At 43.8% G+C, this 17,670-nt stretch carries 17 protein-coding genes, 2 rRNA genes and 1 riboswitch; of the genes, 17 read left to right on the top strand and 2 right to left on the bottom strand.

The genetic code is table 11. From position 1 onward, the window contains the following. The 16 genes from M3196_RS16430 to purD all read left to right on the top strand — a co-directional run. Window positions 1-122: ribosomal RNA gene (locus M3196_RS16430) — 23S ribosomal RNA — on the top strand; the annotation flags it as partial. Between the two features lie 188 nt (window positions 123-310). Beyond that, window positions 311-426, top strand: a 5S ribosomal RNA gene (gene rrf / locus M3196_RS16425). Window positions 427-976: 550 nt separating this feature from the next. Further along, window positions 977-1,504, top strand: coding sequence for a DUF2179 domain-containing protein (locus tag M3196_RS16420; protein ID WP_251323393.1), 528 nt, complete (start codon window positions 977-979; stop codon window positions 1,502-1,504). Between the two features lie 3 nt (window positions 1,505-1,507). Continuing rightward, window positions 1,508-1,711: an NETI motif-containing protein gene (locus tag M3196_RS16415; protein ID WP_251323392.1), complete on the top strand. Its 204-nt coding sequence runs from the start codon at window positions 1,508-1,510 to the stop codon at window positions 1,709-1,711. Window positions 1,712-1,793: 82 nt separating this feature from the next. Next, window positions 1,794-1,897, top strand: a riboswitch (purine riboswitch). A 107-nt stretch (window positions 1,898-2,004) separates the two neighbouring features. Next, entirely contained in the window at window positions 2,005-2,490 is a 486-nt protein-coding gene (gene purE / locus M3196_RS16410) for a 5-(carboxyamino)imidazole ribonucleotide mutase (RefSeq protein WP_251323391.1), read from the top strand. After that, a complete protein-coding gene (gene purK / locus M3196_RS16405; RefSeq protein WP_251323408.1) occupies window positions 2,483-3,637 on the top strand; it encodes a 5-(carboxyamino)imidazole ribonucleotide synthase in 1,155 nt (384 codons plus the stop codon). The genes purE and purK overlap by 8 nt, the downstream gene beginning before the upstream one ends. Continuing rightward, window positions 3,634-4,926 carry an adenylosuccinate lyase gene (gene purB / locus M3196_RS16400; protein ID WP_251323390.1) on the top strand — a complete coding sequence of 431 codons (1,293 nt, stop codon included), beginning with the start codon at window positions 3,634-3,636 and terminating at the stop codon, window positions 4,924-4,926. The genes purK and purB overlap by 4 nt, the downstream gene beginning before the upstream one ends. Before the next feature lie 326 nt (window positions 4,927-5,252). After that, the gene (gene purC, locus M3196_RS16395) at window positions 5,253-5,975 is read left to right on the top strand and encodes a phosphoribosylaminoimidazolesuccinocarboxamide synthase (protein ID WP_251323389.1); all 723 of its coding nucleotides are present in this window, start codon (window positions 5,253-5,255) and stop codon (window positions 5,973-5,975) included. Further along, window positions 5,963-6,217, top strand: a complete 255-nt coding sequence (purS, locus tag M3196_RS16390; RefSeq protein WP_251323388.1) for a phosphoribosylformylglycinamidine synthase subunit PurS — start codon at window positions 5,963-5,965, stop codon at window positions 6,215-6,217. Before purC ends, purS begins: the two co-directional genes overlap by 13 nt. Next, a complete protein-coding gene (gene purQ, locus M3196_RS16385) occupies window positions 6,214-6,897 on the top strand; it encodes a phosphoribosylformylglycinamidine synthase subunit PurQ (RefSeq protein WP_251323387.1) in 684 nt (227 codons plus the stop codon). Before purS ends, purQ begins: the two co-directional genes overlap by 4 nt. Next, entirely contained in the window at window positions 6,881-9,112 is a 2,232-nt protein-coding gene (gene purL, locus M3196_RS16380; RefSeq protein ID WP_251323386.1) for a phosphoribosylformylglycinamidine synthase subunit PurL, read from the top strand. The genes purQ and purL overlap by 17 nt, the downstream gene beginning before the upstream one ends. Then, window positions 9,088-10,506: an amidophosphoribosyltransferase gene (purF, locus tag M3196_RS16375; protein ID WP_251323385.1), complete on the top strand. Its 1,419-nt coding sequence runs from the start codon at window positions 9,088-9,090 to the stop codon at window positions 10,504-10,506. Before purL ends, purF begins: the two co-directional genes overlap by 25 nt. A gap of 14 nt (window positions 10,507-10,520) precedes the next feature. Continuing rightward, window positions 10,521-11,561, top strand: coding sequence for a phosphoribosylformylglycinamidine cyclo-ligase (purM, locus tag M3196_RS16370; protein ID WP_251323384.1), 1,041 nt, complete (start codon window positions 10,521-10,523; stop codon window positions 11,559-11,561). Continuing rightward, window positions 11,558-12,148 carry a phosphoribosylglycinamide formyltransferase gene (gene purN / locus M3196_RS16365; protein ID WP_251323383.1) on the top strand — a complete coding sequence of 197 codons (591 nt, stop codon included), beginning with the start codon at window positions 11,558-11,560 and terminating at the stop codon, window positions 12,146-12,148. The genes purM and purN overlap by 4 nt, the downstream gene beginning before the upstream one ends. Continuing rightward, entirely contained in the window at window positions 12,145-13,683 is a 1,539-nt protein-coding gene (gene purH, locus M3196_RS16360) for a bifunctional phosphoribosylaminoimidazolecarboxamide formyltransferase/IMP cyclohydrolase (protein ID WP_251323382.1), read from the top strand. The genes purN and purH overlap by 4 nt, the downstream gene beginning before the upstream one ends. Before the next feature lie 376 nt (window positions 13,684-14,059). Beyond that, complete coding sequence (gene purD, locus M3196_RS16355) at window positions 14,060-15,328, top strand: phosphoribosylamine--glycine ligase (protein WP_251323381.1); 1,269 nt, start codon at window positions 14,060-14,062, stop codon at window positions 15,326-15,328. Here purD and M3196_RS22120 read toward each other — a convergent pair. Both M3196_RS22120 and M3196_RS16350 read right to left on the bottom strand, forming a co-directional pair. Continuing rightward, window positions 15,306-15,410 (bottom strand): EYxxD motif small membrane protein, encoded by a 105-nt coding sequence (locus M3196_RS22120; protein ID WP_338082959.1) that lies wholly within the window; start codon window positions 15,408-15,410, stop codon window positions 15,306-15,308. The genes purD and M3196_RS22120 overlap by 23 nt on opposite strands. 155 nt (window positions 15,411-15,565) lie before the next feature. Next, window positions 15,566-15,826 carry a YgaP family membrane protein gene (locus M3196_RS16350; RefSeq protein WP_251323380.1) on the bottom strand — a complete coding sequence of 87 codons (261 nt, stop codon included), beginning with the start codon at window positions 15,824-15,826 and terminating at the stop codon, window positions 15,566-15,568. Window positions 15,827-15,918: 92 nt separating this feature from the next. Here M3196_RS16350 and M3196_RS16345 point away from each other — a divergent pair, with 92 nt between their 5' ends. Then, entirely contained in the window at window positions 15,919-17,667 is a 1,749-nt protein-coding gene (locus tag M3196_RS16345; RefSeq protein ID WP_251323379.1) for an adenine deaminase C-terminal domain-containing protein, read from the top strand. The last annotated feature ends 3 nt before the right edge of the window (window positions 17,668-17,670 follow it).

Here is a 17,670-nt window from a genome sequence, read left to right as displayed (position 1 = left end):
TGAGATTTCCCATCACGTTAAGTGAGTAAGACCCCTTAGAGATGATGAGGTTGATAGGTCTGGTGTGGAAGCGTGGCGACACGTGGAGCTGACAGATACTAATCGGTCGAGGGCTTATCCTTAAAAAGCATGAAGTTTGGAAACGTCGTATCTAGTTTTGAGAGAACATACTCTCTAAAAAAGAAAAGTTTTTTCAGAAGCGAGAAGGTCGAGGAAGTGAAGTTCTAGAGGAACGGAGCGTATTACACATACGTGAGTACCGGAGGAACAAAGCTGACGAAGAGATTCGATGCTTATCAAAAAACTTAGGTCTAGTGATGATGGCGAAGAGGTCACACCCGTTCCCATACCGAACACGGAAGTTAAGCTCTTCAGCGCCGATGGTAGTTGGGGGTCTCCCCCTGTAAGAGTAGGACGTCGCTAGGCAAAGAAGGTGGGACGAACATCGTGTTCGTTCCATCTTTTTTTATATATTAAAATGGTTACTTGTCACCTGCGAAACATAAATGAACTTATATTGTTAAAAAATTGATCTGTGCTATTCCTTTTTATTAATGAAGAGCTTGAAAAACAAACTTTTGATTCAATTGTAAGTGAAAAACAGTACATTCAGGATATAAATACTGGGTTTTTATGAAAGCAGGAAAAGCCAAATTTACCTTCCTTAACATTAATAAGTCTTCAAATTAATATATAAGTCTTCAAAAATTTTTATAAGTCTTCACCGAAGTTTATAAGTCCTCAAAAAGATTTATAAATCTTCGCCAATGTCCCACCCTAATTCCTGAGTTTTAAACATTCTCAAAAGGAAGCTTGGCATCAGCCGAGTCTCAACTCAAACAAATTAAATGTTGTTTGGCCACCGCCAAACTTCCTATCCAAAACTACGCTTCTTTTGCATCAATTCTCCAGTTTTCAACTCGTCCAAAAAGTGTTATTCTTAACGAAGTATTTTTCACCTTGGGGAGGTGCCATCATGTTAGATAACGCTTTAGTAATGGTAGGAATTATTTTATTAATTAATATCGTTTATGTATCTTTCTTTACGATCAGAATGATTTTGACGCTTAAAGGACAAAGGTATCTGGCTGCCTTTATTAGTGTGTTTGAAGTTATTATCTATGTAGTGGGGCTAGGCCTTGTTCTAGACAATCTCAACGAGATCCAGAATCTGATTGCTTATGCAGTCGGTTACGGAATCGGTGTGCTTGTCGGAATGAAGATTGAGGAAAAGCTGGCACTTGGTTATACTACTGTTAATGTAATCACGACAGATCTTCAGGGCGGTTTGCCAAATGAACTTCGCAACAAAGGATATGGTGTTACGAACTGGCTTGCAGAAGGCAGAGAAGGCCAACGTTTAATGATGGAGATCTTAACATCACGTAAATCGGAAAGTAATTTATATACAACGGTAAAAGAGCTTGATCCAAAGGCGTTTATTATCTCACATGAACCAAAGGCATTCCATGGCGGATTTTGGGTTAAGGGCATCAGGAGGTAACAGATGGACAAGAAGCCTTCTAAAAAGAAGTTTTCTGTTGAATCAGGAGAAACGATCTCTGATTGTCTGGATCGTATGGCAAAGGAAGGCTATACACCAGTGAGGAGAATGGAGGAGCCTGTGTTTCATGAGGTAAAACGAAACGGCAGGATGGAACCAGAAGTAAAGGAACAACGAATCGTTTTTGAAGGAAAACGAATCGATTAACACCAAAACACGAACATTAAAACTTTTCTAACCTTAAATGTTCGATTTTTGTTGACAAATGAAAACAACCATTGCTACAATAAAACCAGAAGAATAAAGCCCTCATATAATTTCGGGAATATGGCCCGTAAGTCTCTACCTGATGACCGTATATTTCATCAGACTATGAGGGGAAGCATCTTTCTGTTTATTTTTTATCGGATCTGTAAGTCCAGTTGGCTGCTTTCTCTCATATTTAGGGAGAAGCATACAAACTGGACTTTTTTATTTTTTCTGACAATAAGGAGGCTGCCATGGCTAAAGTAGGAGTTATCATGGGAAGTGTTTCAGATTGGGAGACAATGAAAGAAGCGTGCGATATTTTAGAAGAACTTGATGTAGCTTATGAGAAAAAGGTAGTTTCAGCTCACCGTACACCAGATCTTATGTTTCAATATGCAGAAGAAGCAGAACAAAGAGGAATCGAAGTCATCATCGCAGGAGCTGGTGGTGCAGCACATCTGCCAGGCATGGTTGCAGCAAAAACCATTCTCCCTGTAATTGGCGTACCGGTTCAATCAAAAGCGCTTAACGGTCTGGATTCACTTTTATCGATTGTTCAAATGCCAAAAGGTGTTCCGGTAGCAACAGTAGCCATCGGAAAAGCAGGTGCAGCGAATGCAGGACTCTTAGCCGCACAAATGGTAGCCGTACGTGACGAAGGAGTAAGACAGCGACTTAAACAACGCCGGGCGAATGCAGAAGAGATGGCGATTGAAAGTAGTGAGCAGCTTGTATAAAACGATCAAACCACAGCAGACAATCGGAATTTTAGGCGGCGGACAGCTTGGACGCATGATGGCACTCAGCGCAAGGGAGATGGGATTGCGGGTTGTAGTTTTAGAACCTGCTGAAGATTCACCATGCGGTCAAGTGGCTGATCATCAGATTGCAGCTGGGTACGAGGACCGCGAAGGCATTCAGAACCTTGCAGCAATAAGTGATGTTGTCACCTATGAGTTTGAGAACATTGATGCAGTAAGCGCGAACTGGCTTGAGGAGAATGCGTACTTGCCGCAGGGAAGCCGTCTCCTATCTGTTACGCAGCACCGTTTAAAAGAAAAAGAAACGCTCGTAAAATCCGGGGTGCCCGTAGCGCCGTACATGCCCGTTTCAAATGAAGAAATGCTTCAGGAAGCACTGCAGCATCTAGGATATCCATCGGTTCTAAAAACGTGCCGGGGCGGTTATGACGGAAAAGGCCAGGTCGTGATCAGACAGGAACGCGATATAGAAAAAGCAGCATCACTCTTAGAAAAAGAAACAGATTGTGTGCTGGAAGCTTGGGTGGAGTTCGAAAAAGAGATCTCGGTTATTTTAACAAGAAGTGTAAGCGGCGAGGTTAAATCGTTTCCGATAGCAGAGAATATTCATAGAGACAACATCCTGCACAAAACGATAGCACCGGCCCGAATCACAACAAAAACCGCTGAACAAGCAAAGCTCTTAGCGGGGTCAATCGCAACGGAACTGGAGCTTGTTGGCACGCTTGCCGTAGAAATGTTCGTCGCAAAAGACGGCAGCCTCTATGTAAACGAATTAGCGCCAAGGCCGCATAACTCGGGGCATTATACGATTGAAGCATGTGAAACGTCACAGTTTGATCAGCATGTGCGTGCCGTTTGCAACTGGCCGCTAGGGAATACTGATTTAATAAAGCCGGCCGTGATGATCAACCTTTTAGGGGAACATCATGAGACCGTGTTAAGAGAGATAGGAAAATTAGGAGAAGCGAAACTGCACCTGTACGGAAAAAAAGAAGCAAAAGCGAAACGTAAGATGGGGCACATTACGGTTTTAGGCGATACGATTGAAGAAGCACTCGAAAAAGCCGAGAAAGTGTCTGAAGTATTTTTAGTGAGAAAGAAGACGGAGGTACAACAATGATTGAACGTTATACACGCCCAGAGATGGGAGCCATTTGGACGGATGAAAACAAATATCAAGCGTGGCTTGAAGTTGAGATTTTAGCATGTGAAGCTTGGGCAGAACTTGGTGAAATCCCAAAGGGAGACGTGATGAAGCTTCGTGAAAATGCGTCGTTTGATATCAACCGAATCCTAGAGATCGAGGAAGAGACGCGCCATGATGTTGTAGCTTTTACAAGAGCCGTTTCTGAGACACTCGGCGAAGAACGCAAATGGGTTCATTACGGCCTGACTTCAACAGACGTTGTGGATACAGCACTTTCTTATCTTTTAAAACAAGCGAATGACATCTTAGCAAAAGACTTGGATCGTTTCGTTGAGATTTTAGAAGAAAAAGCAAAAGAGCATAAGTACACAGTTATGATGGGACGTACTCATGGTGTACACGCAGAGCCGACAACATTCGGATTAAAGCTTGCTCTATGGTACGAAGAAATGAAACGTAACGTGGAACGCTTTAAGCAAGCGTCTGACACCGTTCGTTTCGGAAAGATCTCTGGAGCAGTTGGAACATATGCCAACATCGATCCATTCGTTGAAAAATATGTGTGTGAAAAGCTCGGATTAGAGGCTTCACCGATCTCTACACAGACGCTGCAGCGTGACCGTCATGCACACTATATGTCAACGCTCGCTTTGATCGCGACAAGCATCGAGAAGTTTGCAACAGAAGTTCGCGGACTTCAAAAGAGTGAAACGCGTGAAGTGGAAGAGTTCTTTGCTAAAGGTCAAAAAGGATCTTCTGCAATGCCGCATAAGCGTAACCCGATCGGATCTGAGAACATGACAGGACTTGCTCGTGTGATCCGCGGCTACATGATGACGGCTTACGAGAATGTCTCCCTTTGGCATGAGCGTGACATCTCGCATTCATCTGCTGAACGTGTGATTCTGCCGGATGCGACGATCGCACTTAACTATATGCTGAACCGTTTTGGAAACATCATCAAAAACTTAACAGTATTCCCAGAGAACATGAAGCGCAACATGGATCGCACTTATGGCTTAATTTACTCACAGCGCGTTCTATTAAAACTAATCGACAAAGGTATGGCTCGTGAAGAAGCGTATGACACGGTGCAGCCAAAAGCGATGCAAGCGTGGGAAGAAGGCGTCCAGTTTAGAACATTAGTAGAAGCTGAACCGAAAATTACGGATAAATTAACACCTGAAGAAATCTCTGAATGCTTTGATTACAGTTACCATCTGTCACACGTAGATACGATCTTCGATAGATTAGGACTTTAAAGGATTTTACAAGAAGGATCTTTAAAGATTGTTGTTTTTAAAAGACTTCATTGAAAGTTGATTGAAGTGCAAGATGCGAGACTCCTGGGGGACGAGTGGGCCAGGTGAGACTCCTAAAAGCGCAGAGCGCTAGGAGGCTCACCGCACGCCCCCCGGAAAGCGAGCATCTGGAACGGAAATCAACCACTTCCAAAAACAACAGTAATTGCTAAAAAGCTTATTAGAAGTACTTCAACTAAAAAGAGAGTGATATTGTGAGCTCTCTTTCTCTTTGCCTTTTTTAAAAGATTGAACATTAGGAATCTTCAAATAACGGAGGGGTCAGAATGGAGAAGCTAGAGCAGCTGTATGAAGGAAAAGCGAAAAGAATTTACCGCACGACAGAAGAAGATGTGGTTTGGGTGAGCTATAAAGATTCCGCTACTGCTTTTAACGGGGAGAAAAAAGCAGAAATCGAGGGAAAAGGCAGACTGAATAACGAAATTTCTTCAATTTTGTTCGAGTTACTTAAAGATAAAGGCATTGAATCCCACTTTGTAAAACGAGTTTCTGAAACCGAACAGCTCGTAAAGAAGGTGACCATCATTCCTTTAGAAGTGGTCGTGCGCAATATCGCTGCTGGTTCACTATCAAAGCGTACAGGAATTCCTGAAGGGCAGATCCTGCCAAAGACCATTTTAGAATTTTACTTCAAAAATGATGACCTTGGTGATCCGCTTATTAACGAAGATCACATTGATATCATGAATATTGCAACAAGAGAGCAGCTCGAAAAGATTTCAGAGCAAGCTTTTCAAATCAATGAAGTGTTGACGTCGTATTTCGCTCAAAAGAATGTAAAGCTTGTAGATTTTAAGCTTGAGTTTGGGATAGACAAAGATGGACAGCTGCTTTTAGCTGACGAGATCTCCCCTGACACATGCCGTTTATGGGATGCAGAAACGAACGAGAAGCTTGATAAAGATGTGTTCCGCCGTGAACTTGGAAGTTTAACAGATGCTTATGAAACTATTTTAAAACGTCTAGGAGGCCTATCATGTACAAAGTAAAAGTTTATGTAACGCTAAGAGAGAGTGTATTGGACCCGCAAGGAAAGGCAGTTATGCATTCGCTTCATAAGATGGGACAGTCAGAGGTTGAAGACGTACGTATCGGTAAGTATCTGGAGCTGACGCTTCAAAAAGGGAACTATGATCTAGATGAGAAAATCGTGGCAATGTGTTCTAAACTTTTATCCAATCCGGTGATCGAGGACTACCGGTATGAGGTGGAGGAGGTTGTCGCACAGTGAAGTTTGCAGTAATCGTTTTTCCAGGATCGAACTGTGACACAGATATGTATCATGCAGTAAAAGACGAGCTTGGCATGGATGCTGAATACGTTTGGCATGATGCATCAGACTTAAGTAAATTTGACGGTATTTTATTGCCTGGCGGTTTCTCTTATGGGGACTATTTACGCTCAGGGGCAATCGCACAGTTTTCAAACGTGATGAGTGAGGTTGTAAAAGCAGCTAAAGAAGGAAAGCCGGTTCTTGGTGTTTGTAACGGATTTCAGATTTTATTAGAGACAGGTCTCTTGCCAGGGGCTATGCGCCGCAACGAGTCGCTGAAATTTATCTGCCAGCCGGAAGAGCTAGTGGTTGAGAACGCAGGAACAATGTTTACTACTCAATATGAAAAAGGTGAAGTGATCTCTGTTCCAGTTGCACATGGTGAAGGTAACTATTATTGCGATGAAGAGACGTTAAAAGCATTGAAACAGAACAATCAGATCGTTTTCACATATGCGGAGAATCCGAACGGATCTGTTGAGGATATTGCCGGAATTACAAACAAAGAGGGCAATGTGCTTGGGATGATGCCGCACCCGGAACGCGCTGTTGATGAGCTGTTAGGAAGCAAGGATGGACTGAAATTATTTCAATCAATCGTGAAGAGCTGGAGGGAACGCTATGTCGCTGCAACTTGAACCAACAAGTTCTCAAATTAAAGAACAGAAACTGTACCGTGAAATGGGCTTAAGTGATTCAGAGTTTGAATTAGTAGAAAAGATTATTGGAAGACTTCCAAACTGGACGGAAACAGGATTGTTCTCTGTTATGTGGAGTGAGCACTGTTCCTATAAAAACTCAAAACCTGTGTTAAGCAAGTTCCCTACAAAAGGAGAGCGTGTGCTTCAAGGTCCTGGTGAAGGTGCTGGTATCGTGGATATCGGTGACGGTCAGGCGGTTGTATTTAAGATTGAATCTCACAACCATCCATCAGCGATTGAACCTTACCAAGGTGCTGCAACCGGTGTTGGCGGAATCATCCGTGACGTTTTCTCAATGGGAGCGCGTCCAATCGCGATGCTGAATTCTCTTCGTTTTGGTGAATTAGAGTCACCACGTGTTAAGTATTTATTTGAGCAGGTAGTAGCAGGAATCGCAGGCTATGGAAACTGTATCGGTATCCCGACTGTTGGCGGAGAAGTTCAATTTGATCCATCATACGAAGGCAACCCGTTAGTAAATGCAATGTGTGTCGGGTTAATCGACCACAAAGATATTAAGAAGGGCCAAGCAAAAGGTGCTGGAAACTCTGTCATGTACGTAGGGGCTAAAACGGGCCGCGACGGCATTCACGGTGCAACGTTTGCATCTGAAGAGCTGTCGGAAGCGTCAGAAGAAAAACGTCCAGCGGTTCAAGTTGGCGATCCGTTCATGGAAAAGCTCGTAATGGAAGCGTGCCTGGAACTGATTCATAACTGTGATGCTCTTGTTGGGATTCAGGATATGGGGGCGGCAGGTCTAACAAGCTCGTCTGCTGAGATGGCAAGTAAAGCTGGAATGGGAATCGAGATGAACCTTGACCTTATTCCACAGCGTGAAACAGGCATGACGGCTTATGAAATGATGCTTTCTGAGTCACAGGAGCGTATGCTTTTAGTTGTTGAAAAAGGCCGTGAGCATGAAGTTGAAAAGATTTTTGCGAAATGGGATCTCGATTGTGTAACGGTTGGTACGGTTATTGAAGAACAAGTACTGCGCCTCACTCATCAAGGTGAGATTGTAGCAGATGTACCGGTAGATGCTCTTGCAGAGGATGCACCAGTTTATCATAAGCCTTCAAAAGAACCGGCTTATTACGGAGAATTCCAAGCACAAGAAGATTATATCCCTGAGATTACGAGCTTCAAATCTACGCTGCTATCTTTACTAGAGCAACCGACGATTGCGAGCAAAGAATGGGTTTACAACCAATATGACTATATGGTGCGCACGAATACAGTTGTTGCGCCAGGATCTGACGCAGCTGTTGTAAGAATCAGAGGGACGAAAAAGGCTCTTGCGATGACAACGGATTGTAATTCTCGCTATCTTTACTTAGACCCTGAAGTGGGCGGAAAGATTGCGGTAGCAGAAGCGGCTCGTAACCTGGTATGTTCCGGTGCACAGCCACTTGCTGTTACGGACTGCCTAAACTACGGAAACCCGGAAAAGCCTGAGATCTTCTGGCAGCTTGAAAAATCAGCTGACGGCATGAGTGCGGCATGCAACAAGCTTGCAACTCCTGTTATCGGCGGGAACGTATCGCTTTATAACGAAACAAACGGAATAGCTGTTTATCCAACGCCAGTTATCGGTATGGTCGGGCTGATTGAAGACACGAAGAATATCGTGACGCAAAGCTTTAAAGAAGCGGGAGACATCATCTATCTGATCGGTGAAAGCAAAGCTGAATTTGGCGGAAGTGAGCTTCAGAAGATGAAAGAAGGACGCATCTTTGGTAAAGCACCTCATATCGATCTTGAAGTGGAAGAAACGAGACAGCGTGAGCTTTTAGCAGCTATTCAAAAAGGGTTGATCGCATCTGCGCATGACGTTGCAGAAGGAGGACTTTCTGTAGCGCTTGCTGAGTCTGTTATGGACGGTAAAGTTGGGGCGAGCGTGACATTAACAGACGAGCCGATCGGAAGTCTTTTCGGAGAATCACAATCCCGATTCTTAGTTACTGTAAAACCTGAACATCAAGATGAGTTTCAACAGATTGTGAAAGACGCAAAAATCATAGGTTTTGTACGTTCTGAGAGCGGTCTTGCGATCGATAATGAACAGGGTGAAGAGTTATTATCCTGTACGCTCCAGGAACTGCAGGATGCCTGGAAAGGGGCCATTCCATGCTTGCTGACATCAAAGGCTTAAACGAAGAATGCGGTGTATTTGGTATCTGGGGACACCCGGATGCCGCACAGTTAACATATTATGGCCTTCATAGCCTGCAGCACCGCGGGCAAGAAGGAGCAGGGATCGTTGTAACGGATGGAGAGCGTTTACGCATTCATAAAGGCAGCGGTCTTGTGAACGATGTGTTTAGCAAAGGTGAAATAGAAGGTCTCATAGGACATGGTGCAATTGGCCATGTCCGGTATTCTACCGCTGGCGGTAACGAGCTAGCGAATGTGCAGCCGCTGTTGTTCCGTTCTCAAACAAGTTCTTTAGCGTTAGCTCATAACGGAAATCTTGTAAATGCGAATGCGTTAAAACATCAGCTGGAGTCACAAGGAAGCATTTTTCAAACGACATCTGACACAGAGGTTCTTGCCCATCTCATTAAGCGCAGCGGTTATTTTTCGTTGAAAGAAAAGGTACAGAACGCACTGACGATGTTAAAAGGGGCTTATGCGTTTTTAGTCATGACAGAGAACGAAATGATGGTTGCCTTAGATCCTAACGGTTTGCGCCCATTGTCATTAGGCATGTTAGGAGACGCTTATGTGGTTGCCTCTGAGACATGTGCATTCGATGTGATCGGTGCAACATACGTGCGTGACGTGCAGCCTGGAGAATTGCTGATCATTAACGAAGATGGATTAACGGTGGACCGTTTTTCAACGTCTGTACAGCGCTCAATGTGTTCGATGGAATATATATATTTTTCAAGACCTGACAGCAATATTGAAGGAATCAACGTTCATGCCGCACGTAAAAGCCTTGGGAAAAAGATGTTTGAAGAAGCGCCAATTGAAGCAGATGTAGTAACAGGAGTTCCTGATTCAAGTATCTCAGCAGCGATCGGTTATGCAGAAGCATCCGGAATCCCTTATGAGATCGGTTTGATCAAAAACCGCTATGTGGGAAGAACGTTTATTCAGCCGTCACAGGAACTGCGTGAATTAGGTGTAAAGATGAAGCTTTCGCCGGTTCGTGGAATTGTTGAAGGCAAGCGTGTTGTGATGGTGGATGACTCGATCGTTCGTGGTACAACAAGTCGCCGTATCGTAAAAATGCTGCGTGCCGCTGGCGCTACAGAGGTCCATGTAAGGATTACCGCACCGCCGATCGCGCATCCGTGCTACTACGGAATTGATACGTCAGAACGAGCAGAGTTGATTGCGTCTAAACATTCGGTTGATGAGATCCGTGAAATTATCGGAGCAGATTCATTAGCTTTCATTTCCGTTGAGGGATTGATGGAGGGGATCGGCCGTTCGAACTCAGAACCTAACTGCGGTCAATGTTTAGCTTGCTTTACAGGACGTTATCCAACCGAAATTTACCCGGATACCGTATTACCATATGAAAAAGAGCTTGTTTAAAGGGGGAGAAGTTGATGGCAGAAGCATATAAGCAAGCAGGAGTGAATATAGAAGCAGGTTATGAAGCAGTTGACCGGATCAAGAAACATGCATTGAGAACAAAGCGACCTGAAGTGCTTGCAGGACTTGGCGGGTTTGGCGCGATGTTTGATCTGTCAGGTTTCTCGCATAAAGAGCCGGTGCTCGTTTCTGGAACAGATGGAGTAGGAACAAAATTAATGCTCGCCTTTATGGTAGATAAGCACGACACAATTGGTGTTGACGCTGTTGCCATGTGTGTAAACGACATTGTTGCGCAAGGAGCCGAGCCGCTTTATTTCCTGGACTATATCGCTTGCGGCACACTTCACCCAGAAAGAATAGAACATATCGTAAAAGGAATTGCGGACGGCTGTGAGCAGGCAGGCTGCGCACTTATCGGGGGAGAAACAGCTGAGATGCCTGGCATGTATGACAGTGAGGAATACGACCTTGCCGGTTTTACAGTAGGTATTGCTGAGAAATCAAAGCTGATTAACGGTTCGAACATTGGGGAGAACGATGTATTAATCGGACTTGCATCTAATGGGCTGCACTCAAACGGGTTTTCTCTCGTACGAAAAGTTTTATTAGAAAAGGCAAAACTGGATTTGAACGAACAATATGAAGGCTTTTCTAAACCTCTTGGTGAAGAACTGCTGACACCTACACGCATCTATGTAAAACCGTTGTTGGAAGTGTTCGATAAGTACGCTGTAAATGGCGTGGCGCATATAACGGGCGGCGGGTTTATCGAAAATATTCCGCGTATGCTGCCAGAAGGACTAGCTGCAGAGATTGATTATGGCTCATGGCCTGTTCCTCTTGTTTTCGATTTGATCGAGGAAAAAGGAAACCTCACGCGCAAGGAAATGTTTAAAACGTTCAATATGGGAATCGGCATGGTGCTTGCTGTATCAGAAGAGAACATGCTGCCGGTGATCCGCCTTTTAGAAGAAACAGGTGAGAAGCCGTATATTATCGGGCGCGTGAAAAAAGGCGAAGGTGTTATCTTTGGCGGAGGTTCAATCGAATGAACAGGATAGCGGTGTTTGCTTCTGGAAGCGGAAGCAACTTTCAAGCGATTGCAGATGCTGTTGGTAAAGGAATCCTGCAAGCTGAAATCTCGCTTTTAGTTTGTGATAAACCCGGTGCACAAGTTATTGAACGGGCACGCAAGCTTCACATTCCGATTTTTACGTTTGTACCGAATACCTTTGCTTCTAAAGCGCATTTTGAGAAAGAAATCGTTAGTGAACTAGAGGCATATAACGTTAAGTTAATTGTTCTGGCAGGCTATATGCGGCTTATTGGAGAGGTGCTGCTAGAGGCGTATGAAGGAAGAATATTAAACATTCATCCCTCTTACCTTCCTGCATTTCCGGGTAAGGATGCAGTAGGTCAGGCATTGGAAGCAGATGTTGCAGAAACGGGCGTGACCGTTCATTATGTGGACAGCGGAATGGACACAGGGCCGATTATCGAACAGGTGAAAATCCCGGTACGGCCTGGAGATACAAGAGAAATGCTTCAAAAGCGCATACAGAATGCTGAACATCAATTGTACCCAGCCATCATAAACAAACTTTTACAAAAAGACACCATAGGAGGCCTTGTACAATGACTATAAAACGAGCACTAGTTTCTGTATCCAACAAAGAAGGCTTGCTTCCTTTTGCAGAAAAGCTTGCAAGTCATGGCGTCGAGATCATCTCGACTGGAGGAACGAAAAAAGCTTTAGAAGATGCTGGCATTCCCGTAATCGGGATTTCTGAAGTAACAGGTTTTCCTGAGATCATGGATGGCCGGGTTAAAACATTGCACCCTAAGATTCATGGCGGACTTCTAGCGGTCCGTGATAATGAGAGCCATCAAAAAGCGATGCAAGAAAACGAGATTTCACCGATCGATCTAGTAGTCGTTAACTTATATCCCTTTAAAGAAACGATTGCTAAAGAGGGCACAACATTTGCTGACGCAATTGAAAACATTGATATTGGCGGTCCGAGTATGCTTCGATCAGCAGCGAAAAATCATGCCTATGTCACTGTAGTCGTTGATCCTGAAGATTATGAAACGGTTGCGGGTGAACTAGAGGGCGCAGGTTCAGTGAGTGATGAGACGCGCCGCAGACTTGCAGCGAAAACGTTCCGTCACACAGCGGCATATGACGCGCTTATTGCTGAATACTTAACTGCAGCTGTAGAAGAAGAGCATCCAGAGTCGTTTACAGTAACGTATGAAAAGAAGCAGGATCTTCGCTACGGGGAAAACCCTCATCAAAAAGCGGCGTTTTATGCGAAACCACTTGCGGGTACACTTTCGTTAACAAACGCGGAGCAGCTTCACGGAAAAGAGCTTTCCTACAACAACATCAATGACGCTGATGCTGCACTTTCGATTGTAAAAGAATTTACAGACCCGGCTGTAGTGGCAGTAAAGCATATGAACCCATGCGGAGTTGGTACAGGCTCGACTGTTTTAGAAGCTTATACGCGTGCTTTTGAAGCGGATCCGATCTCAATCTTTGGCGGAATCATCGCATCCAACACGGAAATTGATGCTAAGACGGCTGAGAAGATGGCTGAGATTTTTCTTGAAATCATAATTGCCCCTTCCTTTACAGAAGAAGCGTTATCGATTCTAACGAAAAAGAAGAACATCCGCTTGCTGAAGCTTGATTTTACTGAAGGAAAAGGGATCGCAAAGAAAGTAACAACCGTATCTGGCGGTATGCTCGTTCAGGATGAAGATGTTTATGGACTTGATGATGCGAACGTGACGATTCCTACAAAACGCCAGCCTACTGAGCAGGAATGGAAAGATTTACGACTTGCTTGGAAAGTTGTAAAACACGTGAAATCCAACGCAATTGTTCTAACGAAGGACGAAATGACGGTAGGAGTTGGTGCTGGTCAGATGAACCGAGTTGGTGCAGCGAAGATTGCGATTGAACAAGCTGGTGTTCGAGCGAAAGGTTCTGCTCTAGGTTCTGATGCGTTCTTCCCGATGGATGATACGGTTGAAGCGGCGGCACTCGCTGGTGTAACAGCGATCATTCAGCCAGGAGGATCTATAAAGGACGAAGATTCCATTAAAAAAGCAGATGAACACGGCATTACGATGGTGTTTACTGGCGTAAGACATTTTAAACATTAAGGATATGCTATTTTTTAAGAGTTAATTTGCGCTACAGTTTCTAGAAGAGGTAATTTGAGCGAAAAAAGGATATTTTGAGCGAAACGAGAGGTAGTTTGAGCGCAGCTAGAGAATTCTGAGCGTAACTCGGCGTTTTTGAGCGAAACCTCCATAAGTTTGAGCGAACGTGTAATAAATATAAGAACACGTACCGTAAAACACCGTTTTTCATCTGTTCTGCTGCTCCTAACTGTGGATGCTCACTTTTCCGCGGGGCATGCGGTGGTCTTTCTACAAGGAAATCCTGCGGAAAAGAGCTTCCTCGTCGCTTGCGAAAGAAAATAGCCTTTTGAAAGTAGAGTAATTCAAGCATTTCTTAAAAGGGAGGACTACAATCATGAACGTTCTTGTCATCGGAAAAGGCGGACGTGAGCATGCGCTCGTCTGGAAGTTTGCCAACAGTCCAAGCGTGTCACGTGTATTCGCTGCACCAGGTAATCCTGGAACTGAAAAAATCGCTGAAAATGTACCGATCCAAGAAAACGAAATTGACGAGCTTGTCTCTTTTGCAAAATCAAAAGAGATCGCACTTACTTTTGTAGGGCCTGAAGTACCTTTGCTTGAAGGAGTCGTAGACCGGTTTAAAGAAGCAGGTCTCGCAATTTTTGGTCCGTCAAAAGCTGCAGCGCAAATAGAAGGCAGCAAATCGTTTGCGAAAAACTTGATGCAAAAGTACGGCATCCCGACTGCTTCTTCAGAAACGTTCACAAATTACGATCAGGCGCTCCATTATATAAGAGAAAAGGGTGCGCCCATTGTATTGAAAGCGGATGGTCTTGCAGCTGGCAAGGGAGTTATTGTTGCGACGACGCTGAAAGATGCTGAAGAAGGCTTACATGAGCTAATGGTCGACAAACGGTTCGGTGCAGCAAGCGAAAAGGTAGTTATTGAGGAATTTTTAGATGGTGAAGAGTTTTCATTAATGTCATTCGTTCATGGCGAGATCGTACTTCCGATGGAAATCGCACAAGATCATAAACGTGCACATGACGGTGATAATGGACCAAACACAGGCGGAATGGGAGCTTATTCACCGGTTCCGCAAATTTCTGATGAAGCGGTTCAAAAAGCGATTCAGGAAATCGTAATGCCGACAGTAAAAGCGATGAAACAAGAAAGTACACCTTTTACAGGAATCCTTTATGCAGGTCTTATATTAACAAAAGAAGGACCTAAAGTTATTGAGTTCAACGCGCGGTTTGGAGATCCTGAAACACAAGTTGTTTTACCAAGACTTGAAAATGACCTGGCGGAATTACTGATTCAGCTATTAGATGGACATAAGCCAGAACTTCGCTGGTCTAAAGAAGCGGTCCTTGGGGTTGTTCTAGCATCAGAAGGTTATCCTGTCTCATCATCTGAACCAAAGCTTATTGAAGGGCTGGAAGTCATAGATAAGGAAACGAACGTGTTTCATGCTGGTACAAAACGCTCTGATGAGGGTCTGCAAACGAATGGCGGCAGAGTGCTGTTAGTTGCTTCAAAAGGAAACTCTCTTGATGATGCACAAAGAAAAGTTTATGAAGAGATGAAAAAGATTACGTGCGAAGGTTCTTTTTATCGTAAGGATATCGGATATAAAGCTATTTCACACGTCTCTTCCTAACAAATACAAATGCAATGGCGATGATCCCGCCAATAAGCATAATATAAAGAAAAGCAGTATCCATTAAGTATTCATAGTTCATGATGCTGCTAACCTCCTTTTGTTTATTGATAAGAGTCGAATCTCTTCCGAAAAGTATCCATGCACCTGCGATTACTCGTGCAACTCGCAGTGTGCATGTAAGCTTTGCTAGTGGCTGGCCGATTTTATGGTCAGCCTTTTTTCATTGGATCTAGATCAAGAAGGATTAAATGGTGAACCTTCTTTTGCGATAGTTCCTAGATCCATATCGTTCATCTCTTTGCTTTTGTGAAGCAGTTCAGTCATTGGGCAGTATCGCACAATACCCTCAGCTACCTTCATTGCAGCCATCATGATCATGAGAATATACGATTCTTTGTAAGGCTTTCTTGTCAGCTTAGCCGTATATACAGAGAGAAGCGTTAAGCCTGCAATAATACGAATCATACTGTTTACTAAACCAATATTTTGTCTCATAGAGATACTCCTTTCGATTTTTACCAATTTACTTGGTGAATATGGTATTCTTGAAAAAAACGAAATTTTCAGAGAAGACAGGTGAATCTAACATGAACCAACACATCGCGTTTTGGAAGAAATCACAAATGCGCAAACAAGTGGCCGTCATTCAAGGTGAAATGGCACCGTCGCTTGTCCTGAAAAATGCTACGTATCTTCATACAGCCCTTAAAAAATGGACAAAAGCAAATATCTGGATATTAGAAGACCGTATTGTTTATGTCGGCGAGAAGCTGCCGGCAAAGGATTCAGGTACCGAATACGCTGATCTTGATGGCCAGTTTGTTGTGCCCGGCTATATTGAACCGCACTGTCACCCGTTTCAACTTTATAATCCCCAGACGCTCTCCCGATATGCATTACAGCGTGGGACCTCTGTATTTTTAGCTGATAACTTCATGCTTCTTTTTGAAATGAATATTTCGAAAGCGCTTTCTTTTATGGAAAATGTAAATGAAATGCCGGCCAATTTCTTTTGGTGGTGCCGTTACGATGCACAAACAGAGCTAGTGGAAGAGGAAAAATATTTTTCGGAAACATCGATTAAAAAGCTGCTTGAAAGCCCGTATGTTCTTCAAGGCGGTGAACTGACAAGCTGGCCACGTGTTCTGCAGGGTGATGATACACTTTTGCACTGGATGCTGCAGACGAAAAAAGCGGGCAAAAAGATCGAAGGACATCTGCCGGGCGCTTCAGAGAAAACATTAACGGCGATGACGCTGCTTGGTGTGGATTGCGACCATGAAGCAATGACAGGGACCGAGGTGATGGACCGGTTGAATGCAGGTCTGCAAGTGTCACTTCGCTATTCTTCGATTCGTCCAGACCTTCCAAAGCTGCTGCGCCAGATGAAAGAAGAGGGAATAACGAACTTTGAACGGATTTTCTTTACGACAGATGGATCGACTCCTGCTTTTTATGAAGAAGGCGTTACAGATAAAATGCTTTCAATCGCGTTAGAAGCGGGCATTGATCCTGTTGATGCGTATATGATGGTCTCCTATAACGTGGCGAGATATTACGGACTGGATCATCTTTTTGGAATGGTTGCCCCTGGGCGTGTTGCGCACTTGAATATTTTAGATGATGTTAACCATCCTCTTCCTGTTTCGGTTTTGGCAAAAGGAAAATGGATGAAGCAAGATGGAGTAGATATAAGTAAAGACAAAGATTTTGAGTTTGACTGGGAAGGCCATGGCATCTCACAAAGAAAGATTGATTGGGATCTGCAGGATGACGATTTTCAGTTTTCTGGGCTTGTCGGCATAGAAATGTACAACAGTGTGATCACACGGCCATATAATGTATCGATCAATCCTTTTTCTGAAGAGATTAACGAAGAATCAGATGAGTGTTTCTTAATGCTGATCGATAAAGATGGAAAGTGGAGGACCAACACGATCGTTAAAGGGTTTGCCAAGAATCTGTATGGGTTTGCGAGCTCTTATTCCAATACAGGAGACCTGCTCATAATAGGTAAAAGCAAAAAAGACATGTCTCTAGCGTTTAAGCGGCTGAAAGAGATGGGTGGAGGAATCGTCCTTACCGAAAAAGACGAGGTTGTTGCTGAGATAAAACTTCCGTTAGCGGGAGGAATGTCGAATCTTGCTATAGAAGAACTAATAGAGGAAGAAAAAGCTTTAACAAGCGCTCTTAGAGACCGGGGCTATCTATACGAGGATCCGATCTATTCGCTGCTGTTCTTTTCTTCTACACACTTGCCATATATCCGCATTACGCAAAGAGGCATTTACGATGTTAAAAAGAAAGGATTACTCTTTCCTTCGATTATGCGTTAATAT

This window comes from Fictibacillus nanhaiensis (assembly GCF_023715445.1).
Classification (GTDB): domain Bacteria; phylum Bacillota; class Bacilli; order Bacillales; family Fictibacillaceae; genus Fictibacillus; species Fictibacillus nanhaiensis_D.
This window is presented reverse-complemented; position numbering and strand designations above follow the sequence as displayed.

What these genes read in the sequence shown, in the direction of transcription:
- purD (WP_251323381.1), top strand. Translation starts at nt 14,060, where the DNA reads ATGAACGTTCTTGTCATCGGAAAAGGCGGACGTGAGCATGCGCTCGTC.
- purN (WP_251323383.1), top strand. Translation starts at nt 11,558, where the DNA reads ATGAACAGGATAGCGGTGTTTGCTTCTGGAAGCGGAAGCAACTTTCAA.
- purH (WP_251323382.1), top strand. Translation starts at nt 12,145, where the DNA reads ATGACTATAAAACGAGCACTAGTTTCTGTATCCAACAAAGAAGGCTTG.
- M3196_RS16415 (WP_251323392.1), top strand. Translation starts at nt 1,508, where the DNA reads ATGGACAAGAAGCCTTCTAAAAAGAAGTTTTCTGTTGAATCAGGAGAA.
- M3196_RS16420 (WP_251323393.1), top strand. Translation starts at nt 977, where the DNA reads ATGTTAGATAACGCTTTAGTAATGGTAGGAATTATTTTATTAATTAAT.
- M3196_RS16350 (WP_251323380.1), bottom strand. Translation starts at nt 15,826, where the DNA reads ATGAGACAAAATATTGGTTTAGTAAACAGTATGATTCGTATTATTGCA.
- purF (WP_251323385.1), top strand. Translation starts at nt 9,088, where the DNA reads ATGCTTGCTGACATCAAAGGCTTAAACGAAGAATGCGGTGTATTTGGT.
- purS (WP_251323388.1), top strand. Translation starts at nt 5,963, where the DNA reads ATGTACAAAGTAAAAGTTTATGTAACGCTAAGAGAGAGTGTATTGGAC.
- M3196_RS16345 (WP_251323379.1), top strand. Translation starts at nt 15,919, where the DNA reads ATGAACCAACACATCGCGTTTTGGAAGAAATCACAAATGCGCAAACAA.
- M3196_RS22120 (WP_338082959.1), bottom strand. Translation starts at nt 15,410, where the DNA reads ATGAACTATGAATACTTAATGGATACTGCTTTTCTTTATATTATGCTT.
- purC (WP_251323389.1), top strand. Translation starts at nt 5,253, where the DNA reads ATGGAGAAGCTAGAGCAGCTGTATGAAGGAAAAGCGAAAAGAATTTAC.
- purE (WP_251323391.1), top strand. Translation starts at nt 2,005, where the DNA reads ATGGCTAAAGTAGGAGTTATCATGGGAAGTGTTTCAGATTGGGAGACA.
- purM (WP_251323384.1), top strand. Translation starts at nt 10,521, where the DNA reads ATGGCAGAAGCATATAAGCAAGCAGGAGTGAATATAGAAGCAGGTTAT.
- purB (WP_251323390.1), top strand. Translation starts at nt 3,634, where the DNA reads ATGATTGAACGTTATACACGCCCAGAGATGGGAGCCATTTGGACGGAT.
- purL (WP_251323386.1), top strand. Translation starts at nt 6,881, where the DNA reads ATGTCGCTGCAACTTGAACCAACAAGTTCTCAAATTAAAGAACAGAAA.